The 18,960-nt window shown below is 62.2% G+C and carries 17 protein-coding genes and 5 tRNA genes; 6 read left to right on the top strand and 16 right to left on the bottom strand.

The features are described 5' to 3' along the window. Positions 1-18: 18 nt before the first annotated feature. The 10 genes from BGP85_RS21280 to gltX all read right to left on the bottom strand — a co-directional run bounded on the left by BGP85_RS21280 (position 19) and on the right by gltX (position 5,955). Positions 19-462, bottom strand: a complete 444-nt coding sequence (locus BGP85_RS21280) for an Hsp20 family protein (protein WP_103449725.1) — start codon at positions 460-462, stop codon at positions 19-21. A 242-nt stretch (positions 463-704) separates the two neighbouring features. After that, positions 705-1,676 carry a tRNA dihydrouridine synthase gene (locus tag BGP85_RS21275; protein WP_103449724.1) on the bottom strand — a complete coding sequence of 324 codons (972 nt, stop codon included), beginning with the start codon at positions 1,674-1,676 and terminating at the stop codon, positions 705-707. A gap of 50 nt (positions 1,677-1,726) precedes the next feature. Further along, the gene (locus tag BGP85_RS21270) at positions 1,727-2,161 is read right to left on the bottom strand and encodes an acyl-CoA thioesterase (protein WP_085675562.1); all 435 of its coding nucleotides are present in this window, start codon (positions 2,159-2,161) and stop codon (positions 1,727-1,729) included. 43 nt (positions 2,162-2,204) lie between these two features. Continuing rightward, complete coding sequence (locus BGP85_RS21265) at positions 2,205-3,032, bottom strand: alpha/beta fold hydrolase (protein ID WP_103466517.1); 828 nt, start codon at positions 3,030-3,032, stop codon at positions 2,205-2,207. A gap of 24 nt (positions 3,033-3,056) precedes the next feature. Next, positions 3,057-3,596: a TetR/AcrR family transcriptional regulator gene (locus BGP85_RS21260; protein WP_103466515.1), complete on the bottom strand. Its 540-nt coding sequence runs from the start codon at positions 3,594-3,596 to the stop codon at positions 3,057-3,059. 173 nt (positions 3,597-3,769) lie between these two features. Beyond that, positions 3,770-3,845 (bottom strand) — tRNA-Glu (locus BGP85_RS21255). 42 nt (positions 3,846-3,887) lie between these two features. Next, positions 3,888-3,963, bottom strand: a tRNA-Ala gene (locus tag BGP85_RS21250). Between the two features lie 53 nt (positions 3,964-4,016). Next, positions 4,017-4,092, bottom strand: a tRNA-Glu gene (locus BGP85_RS21245). 72 nt (positions 4,093-4,164) lie between these two features. Beyond that, positions 4,165-4,240: transfer RNA gene (locus BGP85_RS21240), tRNA-Ala, on the bottom strand. Between the two features lie 233 nt (positions 4,241-4,473). Next, complete coding sequence (gene gltX / locus BGP85_RS21235) at positions 4,474-5,955, bottom strand: glutamate--tRNA ligase (protein ID WP_103449723.1); 1,482 nt, start codon at positions 5,953-5,955, stop codon at positions 4,474-4,476. 143 nt (positions 5,956-6,098) lie between these two features. Here gltX and BGP85_RS21230 point away from each other — a divergent pair, with 143 nt between their 5' ends. After that, complete coding sequence (locus BGP85_RS21230; protein WP_103449722.1) at positions 6,099-7,154, top strand: HlyD family secretion protein; 1,056 nt, start codon at positions 6,099-6,101, stop codon at positions 7,152-7,154. Positions 7,155-7,203: 49 nt separating this feature from the next. Further along, complete coding sequence (locus BGP85_RS21225; protein ID WP_178083399.1) at positions 7,204-8,694, top strand: MDR family MFS transporter; 1,491 nt, start codon at positions 7,204-7,206, stop codon at positions 8,692-8,694. Positions 8,695-8,827: 133 nt separating this feature from the next. Here BGP85_RS21225 and uvrB read toward each other — a convergent pair whose 3' ends face one another. Beyond that, positions 8,828-10,843, bottom strand: coding sequence for an excinuclease ABC subunit UvrB (gene uvrB, locus BGP85_RS21220; protein WP_103449720.1), 2,016 nt, complete (start codon positions 10,841-10,843; stop codon positions 8,828-8,830). A 287-nt stretch (positions 10,844-11,130) separates the two neighbouring features. Between uvrB and BGP85_RS21215 the strand changes: the two genes are divergently transcribed. From BGP85_RS21215 to BGP85_RS21205, 3 genes are all read left to right on the top strand, one after another. Continuing rightward, complete coding sequence (locus BGP85_RS21215) at positions 11,131-12,327, top strand: amino acid aminotransferase (RefSeq protein WP_103449719.1); 1,197 nt, start codon at positions 11,131-11,133, stop codon at positions 12,325-12,327. 62 nt (positions 12,328-12,389) lie between these two features. Beyond that, positions 12,390-12,465, top strand: a tRNA-Asn gene (locus BGP85_RS21210). 124 nt (positions 12,466-12,589) lie between these two features. Next, the gene (locus tag BGP85_RS21205; RefSeq protein ID WP_374755334.1) at positions 12,590-13,873 is read left to right on the top strand and encodes a nucleoside deaminase; all 1,284 of its coding nucleotides are present in this window, start codon (positions 12,590-12,592) and stop codon (positions 13,871-13,873) included. Here the strand turns inward: BGP85_RS21205 and BGP85_RS21200 are convergent. The 5 genes from BGP85_RS21200 to BGP85_RS21180 form a co-directional block, all read right to left on the bottom strand. Further along, positions 13,846-14,277 carry a cupin domain-containing protein gene (locus BGP85_RS21200; RefSeq protein WP_181004547.1) on the bottom strand — a complete coding sequence of 144 codons (432 nt, stop codon included), beginning with the start codon at positions 14,275-14,277 and terminating at the stop codon, positions 13,846-13,848. The two genes, BGP85_RS21205 and BGP85_RS21200, sit on opposite strands and share 28 nt — an antisense overlap. 103 nt (positions 14,278-14,380) lie before the next feature. Next, on the bottom strand, positions 14,381-14,941 hold the full coding sequence (locus tag BGP85_RS21195) for a DUF1285 domain-containing protein (RefSeq protein ID WP_103449718.1): 561 nt from the start codon (positions 14,939-14,941) through the stop codon (positions 14,381-14,383). Positions 14,942-14,951: 10 nt separating this feature from the next. Further along, the gene (locus BGP85_RS21190) at positions 14,952-15,557 is read right to left on the bottom strand and encodes a DUF4823 domain-containing protein (protein WP_085675552.1); all 606 of its coding nucleotides are present in this window, start codon (positions 15,555-15,557) and stop codon (positions 14,952-14,954) included. A 66-nt stretch (positions 15,558-15,623) separates the two neighbouring features. Further along, positions 15,624-16,592: a GTP 3',8-cyclase MoaA gene (locus BGP85_RS21185; RefSeq protein WP_103449717.1), complete on the bottom strand. Its 969-nt coding sequence runs from the start codon at positions 16,590-16,592 to the stop codon at positions 15,624-15,626. Positions 16,593-16,699: 107 nt separating this feature from the next. After that, positions 16,700-17,335, bottom strand: coding sequence for a TetR/AcrR family transcriptional regulator (locus tag BGP85_RS21180; protein WP_011532895.1), 636 nt, complete (start codon positions 17,333-17,335; stop codon positions 16,700-16,702). Positions 17,336-17,406: 71 nt separating this feature from the next. Between BGP85_RS21180 and BGP85_RS21175 the strand changes: the two genes are divergently transcribed. Continuing rightward, the gene (locus BGP85_RS21175; protein ID WP_103449716.1) at positions 17,407-18,540 is read left to right on the top strand and encodes an aminotransferase class V-fold PLP-dependent enzyme; all 1,134 of its coding nucleotides are present in this window, start codon (positions 17,407-17,409) and stop codon (positions 18,538-18,540) included. The last annotated feature ends 420 nt before the right edge of the window (positions 18,541-18,960 follow it).

The raw sequence follows: 18,960 nt of genomic DNA, 5'->3' as shown, positions 1-18,960 counted from the left end.
GAACTGGGTTCGTCGGAATCAGTTCAGTGCAGGCTTGTCGCCATTGATCGGGATGCGTTTGGCCTTGGCCTCTTCCGGGACGATGCGCAGCAGGTCGATGCTGAGCAGGCCGTTGGCCAGGCCCGCCGCCTTGACCTCGATATGGTCAGCCAGGCGGAACGACAGCTTGAAGGCGCGCTGGGCAATCCCCTGGTGCAGGTAGGTCACTTCAGCGGCGCCATTTTCGCGCTTGCCACCGATGACGGTCAGAACACCTTTTTCGACTTGCAGGTCGAGGTCCTGCTCCTGGAAACCGGCTGCGGCAACTACGATGCGATAGTGGTCCTCGCCATGTTTTTCCACGTTGTAGGGAGGGTAGCTGCTACCCGCCTCGTTGCGTGCCGCGGACTCGAACAGGTCATTGAAACGATCGAAGCCAACGGAATGACGGAACAGTGGAGCGAGAGAGAAAGCGGTAGTCATGGTCATAAACTCCTGAGATTCAGCAAGTAAAGTCACTACGCGACCCGACTTCGGCATCGCGCACTCAAGAGATAGGGTCGGCGGGAAAGCTTTCAAGGGTAGAGCTGAAAAAATCTGTTCGGAGCTGATGGCCCTTTCGCGGGGCAAGTCGGATCGCCGCACCGCCGCTCCTGCAGGATGCGCACAATCCTCAGGTTTACGGTGATCCTGTAGGAGCGTGCTTGTCCCGCGAAAGGGCCGGATCAGGCGACACAAGACTCGAAGGAGATCGCGTCGACCCCAAGCAACCGACTAATCCGCGCGCAATCATCCTCACGCCGCAACTCGGCAAACAGCACCACCGCCTCGGGATAACTGCGGGTCAGCATCGCCAGCCACTGCTTCATCCGCCCCGGCGCATAGCGCGGCGACAGCTTGGCCTGGGCCTGGCGCCAGAACTCCCGCAGCAGCGGCAGCAAGTCATCCCAGCTCATCGGCTGGTATTCGTGCCCGTCGCGCGCGGCAGCGATCTGCAAGGCCAGGTCCGGGCGTGACACCAGCCCGCGCCCCAGCATGATGTCTTCAGCACCGCTGACCTCGCGGCAACGCCGCCAGTCGTCGACGGTCCAGATTTCACCGTTGGCGAACACCGGCACCCGGACCACATCCTGCACCCGCGCCACCCACTCCCAGTGAGCGGGTGGCTTGTAACCTTCAACCTTGGTCCGCGCATGCACCACAAGGTGCGCCGAGCCGCCTTCGGCCAAGGCCGTGGCACAGTCCAGCGCCCCATACGGGCTGTCGAAGCCCAGGCGCATCTTGGACGTGACCGGGATATGCGCCGGCACCGCGCGGCGCACTTCACGGACGATGGCATGCAACAGCTCCGGCTCCTTGAGCAGCACCGCGCCGCCACGCGACTTGTTCACGGTCTTGGCCGGGCAGCCAAAGTTCAGGTCGATTACCGGCGCGCCCAGTTCGCAGGCCAACGCGGCGTTCTCCGCCAGGCATACCGGGTCCGAGCCCAACAACTGCACGCGCATCGGCACGCCAGCGGCCGTGCGGGCACCCTGGCGAAGCTCAGGGGCGAGCTTGTCGAACGAGGACGCTGGCAGCAGGCGGTCGCACACGCGGATGAACTCGGTGACGCACCAATCGATGCCGCCCACTCGGGTCAGGACGTCGCGCAGGATGTTGTCGACCAGCCCCTCCATGGGGGCCAGGGCAATTTGCATGTCTGGGTCTCGGCGGAAAAGGCGGCAGTCTAGCAAAAAATGCTGCCGCTTCAGCTGCCGATCAGCGCCGGCCCGTAACCGTCGAGGAACTCCGCCGGCATGCGCTTGGGCTTGCCGCTGGACAGTTCGATGCAGGCGAAGGTGGTCTGCGCACGCAGCAAGGTCACGCCATCGCGTGGGCGCTTGAGCTGGAAGCGACGAGTCATGCGCAGGCGCTGGTCCCAGTCGATGATCCAGGTGGCCAGTTGCAGCTCATCATCCTCGTAGCCCGCAGCGAGGTAGTCGATTTCGTGGCGCACCACCGCCATGGCCCGGTCCAGGCGCCGGTATTCGGCCAGGTCCAGGCCCAGGCGCTGGGAGTGGCGCCAGGCGCAGCGCTCCAGCCAGGTGACGTAGACCGCGTTGTTGGCGTGGCCGAGGCCGTCGATGTCCTCGCTACCGACGCGCAGGTCGATGATGAATGGCGTTGCCAGGTCCCAGCTCATGCCCGCTCCCAATATCAGTGAACGGGCCGAGTGTAACGGATGTTCAGGCACTCTGCCGCGAAGGTTCACGGGCCAACAGCTCCAGCACCGCCTCACCCAGGCGCGGATCAGCCAGCACGCGTTGGTGCCCCCCCTCCTGCAGCAGCATCAGTCGGCTGTCGAACCAGGCCTTGTGGATGACCTGCGCCTCACTAGCTGGCACCAGCGCGTCGTCCGCGGCATGCACCACCAGCCCCGGCAGCTCCAGCTGGTAGCCACTGACATCAAGGCGAGCAATCTGCATGCCGACATCCCGTTCTACCTGGCGTATGAATGCCGCCCTTGCCCGCGCCGGCATGCCCAGATGGTGAGCAAAGCCGCGCAACACGCCCAGCAGCTGCGCTGGCGCGGCAATGCTGACTGCAGCCTCGGCACGCAGCCCCATCTGCAGGGCCAGCATGACACTCGCGCCGCCCATGGAATGACCGATCACGGCGCGCAGCGGCGGCAGCTCGGCGGCCGCTTCCAGCAACGCCCGGGCAAACAGCACCACATGCGCCTGCTGGCCGGGCGAGCGTCCATGGGCCGGGCCCTCCAGCGCCACCACCGTGTGCCCTGCCTGCACCAGGGTTTCGATCAGCGCCGCAAACTGGGTTGGGCGCCCTTCCCAACCATGCATCAGCAACACTGTCGGCCCACTGCCCCAACGCAAGGCCGACAATCCGAAGCGCAAGGTGATGCGCTCGGCACTGGCCAGCAGCGGCAGCTCCCATTGCCGTGGCGGCAGGTTGCGCGGGGTCATGAAGGCACGGCGCATCTTGCCGGCGATGTGTTCGGGGGCCAGTCGGCCCAGGGTGCCATTTACGCCACGAATCCAGCTCAGGGTAGTCATCGCCTTGCTCCAGGATCAGGGGTATCAGAGAACTGCCGACTTGGCGGCACGCAAAATGCGATCAGACAATTCGCCCGGGCCCAAGGCCCGCGCCAGGGCCAGGCCGCCGATCATCAGCGCCAGGTCAGCCAAGGCTTTGTCGGCGTCTTCCGGGCGGTCGACCATGGCCGCCGCCATCAGCTCGATATGCTCGGCCAGCACCTCACGGAAGGCTTCGGGCAAGCGCTGCATCTCGCCAAGCGAGTTGGGCAGCGGGCAGGCACGCACTTCAGCGTCACGGTGCTTGCGCGACAGGTAGAAGGCGCTCACCAGGGCCCGACGCCCTTCCCCATCCAGGTTCGGATCGACCTGGGCAAGCAAGGCACGGCGCTCATTCAACAGCTGGCGGAAGGCCTCGAGCATGAGCTCATCCTTGCTCTCGAAGTGCGCATAAAAACCGCCAACGGTCAGGCCTGCGGCACCCATCACCTGGCTGACACTCGGCTCGGCCGGGCCGTGCTGGATCAGCGCACTGCGGGCCGCTTCGAGAATACGCTCGCGGGTCTTGCTCTTCTTGTCGCTCATTCGGCGGCTCACCTTGAGAAATATGATGATCGAAATATTATTCTCATAATATTTTTTGGCAAGCAGAATTTGCCACCACTTGTCGGCGCCGAAATTTTTGGGAAGGGAGAAAAACAAAAGGCTCATTCAATAAGCGAATGAGCCTTTAAAGTCCCGCAAAACGCGGGTAAAAATGGCGTCCCCTAGGGGACTCGAACCCCTGTTACCGCCGTGAAAGGGCGGTGTCCTAGGCCACTAGACGAAGGGGACGTAACCTTCGCGAAGATCCGATCAATCGAACCCTGGCAGAATTGGTGGAGCTAAGCGGGATCGAACCGCTGACCTCCTGCATGCCATGCAGGCGCTCTCCCAGCTGAGCTATAGCCCCGGATTTCTAGCCTCTCGGCCCAGCGACATCGTGAAACATCGCTTGTGCAAAGCTGGCGTCCCCTAGGGGACTCGAACCCCTGTTACCGCCGTGAAAGGGCGGTGTCCTAGGCCACTAGACGAAGGGGACGAACCTTCTTACCTTCAAGACCCGGTTGCTGGACCCGGTCTTGCTCGACAGCCTTGGCTGCCAAGCGGAATTTGGTGGAGCTAAGCGGGATCGAACCGCTGACCTCCTGCATGCCATGCAGGCGCTCTCCCAGCTGAGCTATAGCCCCACAATGTCGCTTTGAACAGAAGCGCTGGCTGGGTGCCTGGCGTTTCGTTTTCGTTCATCGCTGTGGACGGGGCGCATATTAAGATCGGATTGCAGGGCTGTCAAACTAAATCTTTAAAATATTCAAAATTTTTTTCACAGATAACAATCACTTACCGCCCTGCCCCGCTATCGCGGGGTATTCGCTGCTGCCGGAGCAGGCAAGCCCGCTCCGGCAGCAGACATGGAAAAGCCTCAGGCGATGTTGGCCAGCAGCTTTTCCCATTCCTTGTTTTCTTTCTTCGACACACCACCGAGCAGGTCCAGGGCCTGGCGCAGGCGGTAGCGAGTCAGGTCAGGGCCGAGGATTTCCATGGCGTCGAGCACCGACACCGAGCTGGCCTGGCCGGTAATGGCGGCGAACATCAGCGGCATGGCGTCACGCAGCTTGAGCTCCAGCGCTTCGACCACGGCCTGGATGCAGCCGGTGATGCGCTCTTTCTCCCACTGACGCAGGCTTTCCAGTTTCCACAGGATCAGCTGCATCACCTGGCGCACCTGGTCGGCGGACAGCTTCTTGCTTTCGAACAGCTTGGCATCGAGCTTGAGCGCGCCTTCGAAGAAAAAACCACCCAGCGGGGCGATCTGGCTGAAGGTCTCGACCCGGCCCTGTACATGCGGGGCAATCTTCATCATGTAGTCGCTGTTGAACGCCCACTGCTGCACGCGAGCGGCGAACTCTTCCACCGGCAGCTCACGCAGCCACTGGCCGTTGAGCCAGGACAGCTTCTCGATGTCGAAGATCGGGCCACCCAGGGAAATGCGCGACAGGTCGAAGTGCTCGACCATCTCGGCCAGGGAGAACTTCTCGCGCTCGTCCGGCATCGACCAGCCCATGCGGCCCAGGTAGTTGAGCATGGCCTCGGGCATGAAGCCCATGCGCTCGTAGAAGGTCACCGACGTCGGGTTCTTGCGCTTGGACAGCTTGGACTTGTCCGGGTTACGCAGCAGAGGCATGTAGCACAGCTTCGGCTGTTCCCAACCGAAGTACTCGTACAGCTTGATCAGCTTCGGCGCCGACGGCAGCCACTCTTCGCCACGCAGGACGTGGGTGATACCCATCAGGTGGTCGTCGACCACGTTGGCCAGGAAGTAGGTCGGCAGGCCGTCGTTCTTCATCAGCACCTGCATGTCCATGCGGTCCCATGGGATTTCGACGTCGCCACGGAGCATGTCCGGCACCACGCAGATGCCTTCGCTCGGCACCTTCATGCGGATCACGTGCGGCTCGCCAGCAGCCAGACGGCGCTGGACTTCTTCTTCGCTCAGCAGCAGGGCACGGCCGTCGTAGCGCGGGGTTTCACCACGGGCCATCTGCTCGGCGCGCATCTGCTCCAGCTCTTCGGCGGTGCAGAAACAGTAGAAGGCGTGGCCGGCATCGACCAATTCCTTGGCGTACTTGGCGTAGATCTCGCCACGCTCGCTCTGCCGGTACGGGCCGTGCGGGCCACCGACATCCGGGCCTTCGTTCCATTCGATGCCGAGCCAGCGCAAGGCGTCGAAGATCTGCTGTTCCGACTCGCGCGTGGAGCGCAGCTGGTCGGTGTCTTCGATACGCAGGATGAACTCACCGCCGTGCTGCTTGGCAAAGCAGTAGTTGAACAGGGCGATGTAGGCGGTGCCGACATGGGGGTCGCCAGTGGGCGATGGCGCGATACGCGTGCGAACGGTGGTCATGGAGAGTCTCGAACGAAAGATGAAACAAAGGCGGGATGTTAGCAGGGAGCAGGCACCGGGCTCCAGCAATGGCGCGAACGTCACTTGTCGGCTGGCCATCTGCCGCTGTTAAAATTACTTACATTTCTGGAACGATAGTCCTCATGCCTGCCCAACTCAAACGCCGCCTGGCGATCTTCTTCACCCTGGTGGCCATCATTGGCCTCGCCTTCCTGGCCGAGTGGTATTTCAAAGGCCGCTTCTTTGAGAGCACCGACAACGCCTACGTGCAGGGCGAAATCACCCGCATATCCAGCCAGCTTGGCGCACGCATCGACGAGGTGCGGGTCGACGACAACCAGCACGTGAACAAGGGTGACCTGCTGGTGCGCCTGGAGGCTGCCGACTTCGAACTGGCCGTGGAGCGCGCCCGGGCCGCCCTGGCCACCCGCGAGGCCGAATATGCCCAGGCGCAGAGCCGCCTGACCCAGCAAGGCAGCCTGATCGCTTCCAGCCAGGCCCAGGTGGCGGCCAATCAGGCCACCTTCGACCGCTCGCGCCTGGACCTGAGCCGCGCCGAAAAGCTGCGCAAGCCTGGTTTCGTCTCCGAAGAACGGGTGACCACCCTGTCGGCAGACAGCCACGTGGCCGGCTCTCAGGTCGACAAAGCCCGCGCCGACTTGCAAAGCCAGCGCCAGCAAATCAATGCCCTGAATGCCGACCTCAAGCGCCTCGACGCGCAGATCGCCAATGCCCGCGCCGACCTGGCCCAGGCCGAACTGAACCTGACCCGCTGCGAGATCCGCGCACCGCTCAACGGCACCATCGGCCAGCGCAATGCCCGCAATGGCCAGGTGGTGCAGGCCGGCGCCTACCTGTTGTCGATCGTGCCCGATGAAAACATCTGGGTGCAGGCCAATTTCAAGGAAACCCAGATTGGCAAGATGCAGCCCGGCCAGCGCGCCGAGCTGCTGTTCGACAGCTACCCCGACACGCCGATCGAAGGCCGCGTCGAGAGCCTGTTCGCCGCTTCCGGCGCGCAGTTCAGCCTGCTGCCGCCGGACAATGCCACCGGCAACTTCACCAAGGTGGTGCAGCGTATTCCGGTGAAACTGACCTTCGCCGCCGACAATCCGCTGCACGGGCGCATTCGCCCGGGCATGTCGGTCACCGCTACCGTCGACCTGCGCCGCGAAGACGAAGGCCACGATGGCCGGTGATCAACTGCTGCGCCCGACTGCGGAGCCAAGCCGGCGCGACTGGATCGCGGTGATGAGCGTGATGCTCGGCGCCTTCATGGCGGTGCTGGACATCCAGATCACCAACTCTTCGCTTAAGGACATCCAGGGCGCGCTGTCGGCGACCCTGGAGGAAGGCTCGTGGATTTCAACCTCGTACCTGGTGGCGGAGATCATCATGATTCCGCTGACCGCGTGGCTGGTGCAGCTGCTGTCGGCACGGCGCCTGGCGGTGTGGGTATCCGGGGGCTTCCTGCTGTCCTCGCTGCTGTGCTCAATGGCCTGGAACCTCGAGAGCATGATCCTGTTCCGCGCCCTGCAGGGCTTCACCGGCGGCGCACTGATCCCGCTGGCGTTCACCCTGACCCTGATCAAGTTGCCCGAGCACCACCGCGCCAAAGGCATGGCCATGTTCGCCATGACCGCCACTTTCGCCCCCTCGATCGGCCCGACCCTTGGCGGCTGGCTGACCGAGAACTGGGGCTGGGAATACATTTTCTACATCAACATCCCGCCTGGGCTGGTGATGATCGCCGGCCTGCTCTACGGATTGGAGAAGAAGGAAGCGCACTGGGAACTGCTGAAAAGCACCGACTATGCCGGCATTGTCACCCTCGGCGTGGGCCTGGGCTGCCTGCAGGTTTTTCTTGAGGAAGGCCACCGCAAGGACTGGCTGGAGTCCAACCTGATCGTCGGCCTGGCGACTGTTGCCCTGATCAGCCTGATCACCTTCGTCATCCTGCAGCTTTCCAAGCCGCACCCGTTGATCAACCTGCGCATCCTCGGCAACCGCAATTTCGGCCTTTCGAGCATTGCCAGCCTGGGCATGGGCGTGGGGCTTTATGGGTCGATCTACCTGCTACCGCTGTACCTGGCACAGATCCAGGGCTACAACGCCCTGCAGATCGGCGAGGTGATCATGTGGATGGGCATTCCGCAGCTGTTCCTGATTCCGCTGGTGCCACAGCTGATGAAGGTGATACCGCCCAAGCTGTTGTGCGCCCTCGGCTTCTGCCTGTTCGGTGCCGCCAGCTTCGGTTCGGGGGTGCTTAACCCGGACTTTGCCGGGCCGCAGTTCAACCATATCCAGATCATCCGCGCCCTAGGCCAGCCGATGATCATGGTGACCATTTCGCTGATCGCCACGGCGTATATCCAGCCTCAGGATGCCGGGTCGGCTTCGAGCCTGTTCAACATCCTGCGTAACCTGGGCGGTGCGATTGGCATCGCCTTGCTGGCGACCTTGCTGGATGCACGGACCAAGGTGTATTTCGATTATCTGCGGGAATCGGTGGTGCCGAGCAACCCACAGGTGGCCGAACGGTTGGCGCAGCTGGCGGAGCGGCTGGGCAATGACAATGCGGCGCTGGGCAAGTTGAGCGAGATTGCCCACCAGCAGGCGCTGATCATGGCCTACAACGATGCATTTCACTTTGTCGGGATCGGGCTGGCGGTGAGCATGGTGGCGGTGCTGTTGACCCGCAAGCTGCCGGAGGGGTTGAAGGCTGGTGAAGCCCACTGAGTTTTGTATTGCCCGTACCGGCCTCTTCGCGGGACAAGCCCGCTCCTACAGGACTTCACCTACCTCAAGAACGGTGCGCTACCTGTAGGAGCGGGCTTGCCCCGCGAAGGGGCCAGTACAGACAGTCAAGTAATCAGCTGGTGATCAGGCGCTCGCGCAGCTGGGTAATCTCGTCACGCAGCTGGGCGGCGGCTTCGAACTCCAGGTCGCGGGCAAACTGCATCATTTTCTCTTCCAACTGCTTGATGCGCTTGGTGATCTCGCCCGGCGTACGCAGCTCGGCCTCGTAACGAGCGCTCTCCTCCGCTGCCTTGGCCATGCCCTTGCGCTTCTTGCTGCGCGCGCCGGGCACGGTGGCGCCCTCCATGATGTCGGTGATGTCCTTGACCACACCCTTAGGCACGATGCCGTTGGCCTGGTTGAAGGCGATCTGCTTCTCGCGGCGCCGTTCGGTCTCGTCGATGGCGCGCTGCATGGAACCGGTGATGTTGTCGGCATATAGGATCGCCCGACCATTGAGGTTACGCGCGGCACGGCCGATGGTCTGGATCAGCGAGCGCTCGGAACGCAGGAAGCCCTCCTTGTCGGCATCGAGAATCGCCACCAGCGATACCTCTGGCATGTCCAGGCCCTCGCGCAGCAGGTTGATACCCACCAGCACATCGAAGGTGCCCAGGCGCAGGTCGCGGATGATCTCGACGCGCTCCACCGTGTCGATGTCCGAGTGCAGGTAGCGTACCCGCACGTCGTGGTCGGCCAGGTAGTCGGTGAGGTCTTCGGCCATGCGCTTGGTAAGCGTGGTGGCCAGTACCCGATCGCCCTGAGCGACGCGCTTGCGGATCTCCGACAGCAGGTCGTCGACCTGGGTCAGCGCCGGGCGCACTTCCACCTGAGGGTCGACCAGGCCAGTCGGGCGCACCACCTGCTCGACCACGCGACCTGCGTGCTCTGCTTCGTAGGGGCCCGGGGTGGCCGAGACGAAGATGGTCTGCGGGCTGACATCCTCCCACTCGTCGAAGCGCATCGGCCGGTTGTCCAGCGCCGACGGGAGGCGGAAGCCGTATTCGACCAGGGTTTCCTTGCGCGAGCGGTCGCCCTTGTACATGGCGCCGACCTGCGGAACGCTGACGTGGGACTCATCGATTACCAGCAGCGCATCGGGCGGCAGGTAGTCATAGAGCGTGGGCGGCGGCGCCCCGGCCGGGCGCCCGGACAGGTAACGCGAGTAGTTTTCGATGCCGTTGCAGTAACCCAGTTCGAGAATCATCTCCAGGTCGAAACGGGTGCGTTGCTCCAGACGCTGGGCTTCGACCAGCTTGTTGGCCTTGTGCAGATATTCGAGCCGGTCCTTCAGCTCTTCCTTGATGCCCTCTACCGCCTCCAGCAGGGTTTCCCGCGGGGTCACGTAGTGGCTCTTGGGGTAGAAGGTGAAGCGTGGCAGCTTGCGGAAGACCTCGCCGGTCAGCGGGTCGAAGGCGGCGATATTCTCGACCTCGTCGTCGAACAGCTCGATGCGGATGGCCTCCAGGTCGGATTCCGCTGGAAAGATGTCAATCACGTCGCCACGCACACGGAACGTGGCGCGGGCGAAGTCCATCTCGTTGCGGGTGTACTGCAGGTCGGCCAGACGGCGCAACAAGGCGCGCTGGTCGAGTTTGTCGCCGCGGTCGACATGCAGGACCATCTTCAGGTAGGTCTCTGGGCTGCCCAGGCCATAGATGCAGGACACGGTGGTGACGATGATCGCATCGCGCCGTTCCAGCAGCGCCTTGGTCGCCGACAGGCGCATCTGTTCGATGTGGTCGTTGATCGAGGCGTCTTTCTCGATGAAGGTGTCCGACGACGGCACGTAGGCCTCTGGCTGGTAGTAGTCGTAGTAGGAAACGAAATATTCCACCGCGTTGCTCGGGAAGAACGCCTTGAACTCGCCATACAGCTGCGCCGCCAGGGTCTTGTTCGGCGCCAGCACCAGAGTCGGCCGCTGCACCTGCTGAATGACGTTGGCGATGCTGAAGGTCTTGCCCGAACCGGTCACCCCAAGCAGGGTCTGGTGCGACAGGCCTGCCTCAATGCCCTCGACCATCTGGCGAATGGCTTCGGGCTGGTCGCCGGCCGGCTGGAAACGGGTGACGAGCTGGAACTCGGACATGACGGACCTCGCGGTAACGCAGTAACTGTAAATTTAGCCAGTAGTCTATACCCAATTGCGCCCGCCAGGGACCGCAATCTAGGCCAAGCTGTGAGCGCGCATTACGGTGGACCCGGCAATTCGACCAATGGTCGAAAAATATTTGCGCAAATAACCGGAAAACCTGCGCCAAGCTGTCGCAGTGACCGGTCGGTATCACTATACTGACTCCCCGTTTGTGCACCGCTTCAGTGCATTCGGCTGGAGCGTGTACGCCCTATCACTCTCCAATCAGAGCCGAAGTAACAATGAGCCTGTTTTCCGCTGTCGAGCTGGCACCCCGCGACCCTATCCTGGGCCTCAACGAAGCATTCAACGCCGACCCACGTACCGACAAGGTCAACCTGGGCGTAGGCGTCTACTGCAATGAGGAAGGCCGCATTCCGCTGCTGCGCGCCGTGATCGAAGCCGAGACCCAGCGTGCTGCCCAGCACGCCTCGCGCGGCTACCTGCCGATCGATGGTATCGCCACCTACGACCAGGCCGTGCAGAAACTGCTGTTCGGTGCCGAATCGCCACTGCTGGCCGCTGGCCGCGTGGTCACCGTGCAGGCCGTTGGCGGCACTGGCGCTCTGAAGATCGGTGCCGACTTCCTCAAGCGCATTTCGCCGAATGCCGTGGTGGCCATCAGCGACCCAAGCTGGGAGAACCACCGCGCGCTGTTCGAAAGCGCCGGCTTCCCGGTACAGAACTACCGCTACTACGATGCCCCGAGCAACGACGTCAACCGTGCCGGCATGCTCGAAGACCTCAACGCCCTGCCGTCCGGCTCGATCGTGGTACTGCACGCCTGCTGCCACAACCCGACCGGCGTCGACCTGACCCTGGACGACTGGAAAAACGTTCTGGAAGTGGTCAAGGCCAAGGGCCACGTGCCATTCCTCGACATGGCCTACCAGGGCTTCGGTGACGGCATCGGCGAAGACGCCTTCGCCGTGCGCCTGTTCGCCGAGTCAGGCATGGAGTTCTTCGTTTCCAGCTCGTTCTCCAAGTCGTTCTCGCTGTACGGCGAGCGCGTCGGCGCACTGTCGATCGTCACTGCCTCGAAGGACGAGAGCACCCGCGTGCTGTCGCAGGTCAAGCGCGTGATCCGCACCACCTACTCCAACCCGCCGACCCACGGCGCGACCATCGTCGCCACCGTGCTCAACAGCGCCGAACTGCGCCAGATGTGGGAGGCCGAGCTGGGCGAGATGCGCGAGCGCATCCACGGCATGCGCAAGCAGATGGTATCGCTGCTGGCCGAATACGGCGCCAACCGCGACTTCAGCTTTGTCGGCCGCCAGGTGGGCATGTTCTCCTACTCGGGCCTGACCGTTGAGCAGGTTGCCCGCCTGAAGAACGATTTCGGCATCTACGCCCTGGACACCGGTCGCATCGCCGTCGCCGCGCTGAACCAGAGCAACATCCACGTGGTCACCAAGGCCATCGTTGAAGTGCTGTAACTGATTGATTTGTCAGGAGGTCGCTTGACTTCCTCCTGGCAATCGGTAAGATACGCACAGATTCCGCGATAGCTCAGTCGGTAGAGCAAATGACTGTTAATCATTGGGTCCCTGGTTCGAGTCCAGGTCGCGGAGCCAAACACTGAAAAACCTCCAGTTGCGCAAGCACTGGAGGTTTTTTGTTGCACTTCTTTTTACCCCTGTCGGCACAACGCTGCTGTATCGTCCACGTTCACTCGACGACCGCAGAGCCTCGATCAGCGTGAACGATATTACTCACAACGCCCAGCAAGCGGTTGCGATTGCCGCCAAGCAGGCGCTACTGGCAAGCCGACAAGCAACATTCGCAGTGGGTGGATGCATCATCGAAAACGCCACCGGCAAGGTTTTGGTCGCCCTGCACAACAGCGTGCTCAAGCCTTTCCCGAACAGCGAGGCGCAGCCTGCCTTCAGGCTCCATGACCCAACCGCCCATGGCGAACGGCGCCTGATCGACTGGTATTACGAAAATCAGCAGCGCCTGGCCCTGCCCTCCCCTCACGCGCTGACCTTGGTAACCACGCTCGACCCCTGCGCCATGTGCGCGGGGGCCTTGCTAACAGCCGGTTTCAATGTCGCGGTCAGCGCTCTGGACACCTTCGCCGGCATCAACCACAACGCCTGCTTCAACTTTCCCGGCCTACCTGCGGCACTGCCAAAAGTCGCGCAAGCCACCTGGGGCTACTACGCGATTGAAGCGCCTTTGGAGCGGGAATATGCGGGCCCCCTCGCAGGCCCGATCTACGCAGGCGAACACATCGAAGCCGCGACCGCCAGCCTGACCAGCTCTCTATTCGAAACCAGTGTGAATACGGTCCACGATGAAAGCAGCTCTGCCGGCCTGCCTCCGTCTGAACTAAAGGACCCGAGCAATCTCCCGCCGCATAGCAAGGTGCGCCAAGCCTTGGCCAACCTCAGCCCTTGGAGCCTACGTAGCAAAAGTGACAATCCCCGCCTTGCCGGACCAGAGCTGGCCCAACCCCTGCTAGAGACGGCCAGCCAGGCGGACACCTTCAATGCAGTCGCGTTGCTCGATCCATTCGGCAACCTGCTGTCATGCCTGGGCGGCAGCGAGAAGCGCTCGCCCATTCGCAGCGCATTCATGGAAACGACCCGCAGCTATGCGGCCCTGCGCTGGACCTTGATGAACCATGTCGACCCACTGGTCCGCAACGAAGCGGCGGAGCACCTGACACATCCGCGTCACTGCACATTCGTCATGCTTGTCTTTCCAGACCCGACTGGCAGCGAAGCGGTCATGACCCTTGGCGCCTATGGATCCACCGTGGAGCGCAACACCGCACCGTCCTTCCCTTCCAGCCTGCAGTACGTGTTGCTGCCAGCGGGCCGGACGGGCAAAGAGGTCGCTCGACTCGCACAGAACCTGCCGCCTTTCTACACCCACAACGTACAGCTCGCGCCAAGCCAGGTATGGGACAAAGCACTGGTGCGAGCTGTATGCAGCAAGCTGTGTCACGCTCAGCGCGCTGATTTCGCCCCGGAGTAGGGCAAAGTGACTGGCTTGCCTTCATCCACCAGGCTCCATACCAGCAACTTGGCAGGCCGGGACTTGCTGGCATTGCGCGATACGCTGTGCACGGTGCCGGGTGCTTCGTACCAGTACTCACCGGCCTTGTAGGTCTTTTCCTGCTCGTCGTTGAGTTTCGATACCACCGCACCTTCCAGTACATAGGCCATGACCGCCCCCGGGTGCTGGTGGGCGGGCGAAGCCTGCCCGGGGGCATAGCTGACCGTGAGCATGACAGCGCTCTTGCCCGGGGCATTCGAGGGCTGTTGTTGCTGCAGGATTTTCACCTGGTCAGCGGCGTCGCCGTGCGCCCAGACAGGGGACTGAAGACCGAACAGGCCAGCGGCAATGAGCAAGGCAAAAGAAAATTTGGCAGATTTCACGGGCGTACTCCTGATTGGCAAGTGCCTGCAGGTTAGGCCCAGTGGCACAGGACACAAACGGCCAATCAAGAGAAAAAGCAGGGGGCCAGTCGGGAACGCGCGCTCAACAATTGCGCCCGATCGGGTAAAACACACCATGGCTCCATACCCCGAGCCATTCCTCGCCATCGATCACCCGCGGCACCGCCAGGTCGACCAGCTGGTAGAACACATTGCGATGGATCAATGCCTCAAGATTGCTACGCATCAGCACATAAGGCGCCGGCTCCTGGGTCTCCGGATCGATCTCGACCCGCAACGGGTTCTGCGGCCCCGCTTCGGCCTGATCCTCGACATTGCTGGTAAAGCGCAGCACCTGCGCCTCACCACTGCCCAGCACCTCAAGCGTGACGGCCACGAATGGCGCATCATCGACGCGGATACCGACCTTCTCCACCGGGGTGATCAGGAAATAATCATCGCCATCGCGGCGAATGATGGTGGAGAAAAGGCGAACCATCGGTTTGCGCCCGATGGGCGTACCCAGGTAGTACCAAGTACCATCGCGGGCAATACGCATGTCGATATCGCCGCAGAAATCCGGGTTCCACAGATGCACCGGCGGCAGCCCCTTGTGCTTGGGAATCTGCGCCAATAGATCGTTGGCCTTGCCGGAATCCGTCATATCCCTACCCTCACTCGCTCATGCCCAGAAGGCTACGAGCGTACTCGCGCATCGGTGCGCCAAGCAAATCCTGGGGCGACTGGTCGTGGAACGTCAACAAACCGCCGCGGCTCTTTATCCGCGCGGTGTCGATCAGGTAACGAGTGTTGGTCTCGATCAGCATCATCTGCACCACGCCGGTATCCCAACCCAAGCGGTCGACGGCCTGCTCGTCATACCATTCGTCGCCATTACCGATACGGTCATCCGTGCGGGCGAAGCGCGTATACAGCACATAGTCGGCGCCCACCGACCGGGCCTGGGCAATCGCTTCTTCAAGGCCCAGCGGCCCTTGGGCGCGACGCACCAGCGGGAAGTACTCGACGAAACTCTTGAAGGCCTCATCGGCCACGGCATTCTGCTTCGGCACCGGGCCTTTGCCTGGCGGCATGAACGCGCCCTGGCCGATGAAGATGAACGAATCCGGCTGTAGGCGAATCGACAAGGTACGACGGGTATCGCTGTGGTCCAGCAAGCCGGCATCGCTCATGTGGTAACGGACGCCCTCGCCCATATCGCTGACATTCATGCAACCGCCCAACGCCATCAGCGTCAGCAGCAAGACCAGGCTACGCATCTTTCCTCCAATGGCCGGTGACGAAAAACCGGCGAATAGCCGGCGGATGCAGCTTTTGCGCCAGCTTCAGCCGCCAATGACCTTCATCACCGTCACCCCCCCGGAAAACGCAAGTTCCTGCTTGTCTGCCAAGGCTTTTACCAGCAGCCGCTGCAAACCAGGCAGCGCCTGATGACGAGGTTTTTCCAGCAGGTCGCCGACAAAGTGGCGATTGCCGGAAGACAGGCAGCCGTGCAGCCAGCCGGTAGAGGACAGGCGCAGGCGCGAGCAGGTTCGGCAGAACGGCACGCTTTCATTGGCGATGACGCCGAAATAGCCCTGACCCGGGATCTGGTAGCGCAGCGCCGTGGCATCCAGCGGTGCGTCGACCTGCTGGTAGCCATGGCGGCCGCCGATCACATCAAGCAATGCATCGAGCCCGACAAACTGTTGCAGGAACGCATTGTTGTCCCGTGCCAGGTGCCCCATGCGCATCAGTTCGATAAAGCGCAGCTCGAAACCACGCGCCATGCAGTAGTCGAGCATCGGTAGCACTTGATCGAGGTTTTGCCCACGCATCGGCACCATGTTGACCTTGATCCGCATGCCCATGGCACTGGCCTGGTCCATGCCTGCCAACACGCTGGCCAGATCACCGCCACGGGCGATGCGGCGGAATGCTTGGGGATCGAGGGTATCGAGGGAGACGTTCAGGCGACGAATGCCAGCCGCCTGCAGCTGCGGCAGCTTGCGAGCGAGCAATTGCCCGTTGGTGGTCAGCGTGATGTCATCAAGGTCGAGCTTCGCCACCGCCGCCAGAAAGGCATCCAGCCGAGGGCTGACCAATGGCTCGCCACCGGTGATGCGCAAACGCTCGATGCCGGCAACTTCAATGAGGTAGGCCACCCCACGCGCCAAGGTTTCCGCCGACAGCTCATCCTGGGCTGCGACCAGGCGCTTGCCATCTGGCACGCAGTAGCTGCAGGCGTAGTTGCAGGCAGCCGTCAGGCTGACGCGCAGATTGCGAAAACGCCTGCCTTGACGATCGACGATCATGAATGACTCCGGCATGGATGAATCGGGGCTGGCAAAACTTGACTCATGGTTCAAGTTTTTGCAAGTCCCCATTTCACGCCAGGCTCACCCGGTGACGACGAATGCCTTCAGTTGGCGGCTTCCGGATCACGCTTGCGCTTGTTGCCCATGCGCACGCCGATATCCATGAGGAACTGGAAGAAGCCTTCCTGATCCTCCAGCACGTTGCTCCAGAACGGCGAGTGGTACAGCGCCACGGCGCCGTGCACCAACGCCCAGGCGGCGCAGTAGTGGAAGTACGGTGGCACGTCTTCGAGCTTGCCTTCGCTGATGCGTCCCTTGATCAACTGGGTCAGGCGGTCGAAGTTGGAAGCGCGGATGCTGTGCAACTGCTCGACCATTTCCGGCACCTGGTTGCCCTTGACCACCTTCTCTTCCAGGCGATCGAACAGCCGGTAGCGCTGCGGGTCACGCATACGGAACTCGAAGTAGGCGCGCGACAGTGCCTCCTTGTCGCGGTCGACATCGGCCGAGTGCAACAGCTCGTTCAAGTCACGCTCATAATCGAGCATCAGGCGCAGGTAGATTTCCGCCTTGGACTTGAAGTGCTTGTAGATCGTGCCTTTTCCGATACCCACGGCGTCGGCGATCATCTCGACGGTGACGCTGTCTTCACCCTGTTCGAGGAACAGCTTTAGCGCTGTATCGAGGATTTCCTGTTCGCGACGGCGAAACTCACGGACCTTACGAGGTTCTTTCTGCATAGGAAGGACTGGATGACATTGAAGCGGTTTATTATGCCTAACTTGCAGCAAATTGCACGGATCATCCAACCATGTCTATGTTTCACGATGAGTTCGAACAGGCACCGGGGCTGCGATACCTGAACCATGCGGCCATCGCTCCCTGGCCGCGTCGGGCCAGCGAGGCCGTGGCGCGCTTTGCACGGGACAACGTGCGTCAGGGCGCGAGCGGATACCCGACATGGTTGGCCACCGAACGCAGGCTGCGGGAAAGGCTCGCGCGCCTGGTCAACGCCCCCACCTGGGCTGACATCGCGCTGGTGAAGAACACCTCCGAGGCGCTTTCACTGGTTGCGTTCGGCCTCGACTGGCAAGCCGGCGACCAGGTGGTGATCAGCGACGAGGAGTTTCCCTCCAACCGTATCGTGTGGGAAGCATTGCGCGAGCGCGGCGTGGTGGTGTCCGAGGTGAGCCTTGCCGGGCCAGACCCGGAAGCAGCGCTGCTCGCGGCCTGCGGCCCGCTTACGCGCCTGCTGGCCGTGAGTGCCGTGCAGTTCGCCAGCGGCCTGCGCCTGGACCTGCCTCGCCTCGGTGAGGGCTGCCAGGCCCGCCATGTGCTGTTCTGCGTCGATGCCATCCAGCAGATTGGCGCCCTGCCCTTCGACGTGCAGCGCTACCAGTGCGATTTCGCCATGGCCGACGGCCACAAATGGATGCTCGGGCCCGAGGGCCTGGGCTTGTTCTATTGCCGCGCTGCTTTGCGCCCACAGCTTAGGCTGCATGCCTATGGCTGGCATATGCTCGAGCATCTGGGCGACTTTGATCGCCGCGAGTGGCAGCCGGCAGGAAGCGCCAGGCGTTTTGAAAGTGGCAGCCCGAACATGTTGGGCGCGTATGCCCTGGAGGCCAGCCTGTCATTGCTGGAGGAAATCGGCATGGACGAGGTCGGCCGGCAATTGCAGCTGCGGGTCGAGCAACTGCTTCAGGGCCTGGCCGGTATTCCTGGGGTATACCTGCATAGTCCCGCAACCCCGGAAAAACGGGCGGGTATCGTTACCTTCAGCCTTCTGGGGCAGGACAGTGCGGCTGTCTATCGATGCCTGCTGGCGGAGCAGACAATATGTGCACTAAGAGGGCCAGGTATACGATTTTCGCCACATTTCTACACCAGTGATCAGCTGATCGACGAAACTGTCCAGCAAGTACGGCGTCTGGCCATGCGCTGAGGGAGGAAGGGACGGCGGCCGTATTCCAAATCTGTTTAAAAAACGAACAGAGAAGCACTGGCACTGTGCCAAACCTGACCAATACTTGAAGTGTTGGCGCGGCGCATCCCCCCCAAGTGGCGCGCCGATAAAGGTGCTCAGGGACCGCGTACCTTTGTTTTACTCCTAATGGTCTTAACCCGGATTCCCCCCCCAGAACCCGGGTTTTTTTTGCCCAGGACCAGCCGCCAGGCTCTGGCTCTGGCTCTGGCTCTGGCTCTGGCTCTGGCTTTTGATTTTGCTTCTAAGCGCGCGATAGTTCAGGCAACGCGAAATGCGACTTCAGGAGGCCGAGCGCAGGCGTCTGGAGGGCCAGGGTGCGCAGCACCCCTTCGGCGTAGCCGAAGGCGCGTTTGACAAAAAGTGACCCGCCGTAAGGGC

It is taken from the genome of Pseudomonas putida (genome assembly GCF_002906855.1).
GTDB classification, from domain to species: Bacteria; Pseudomonadota; Gammaproteobacteria; order Pseudomonadales; family Pseudomonadaceae; genus Aquipseudomonas; species Aquipseudomonas putida_N.
Note: the sequence above shows the minus strand (reverse complement) of the source record. Positions and strands in the feature narration are given on the sequence as shown.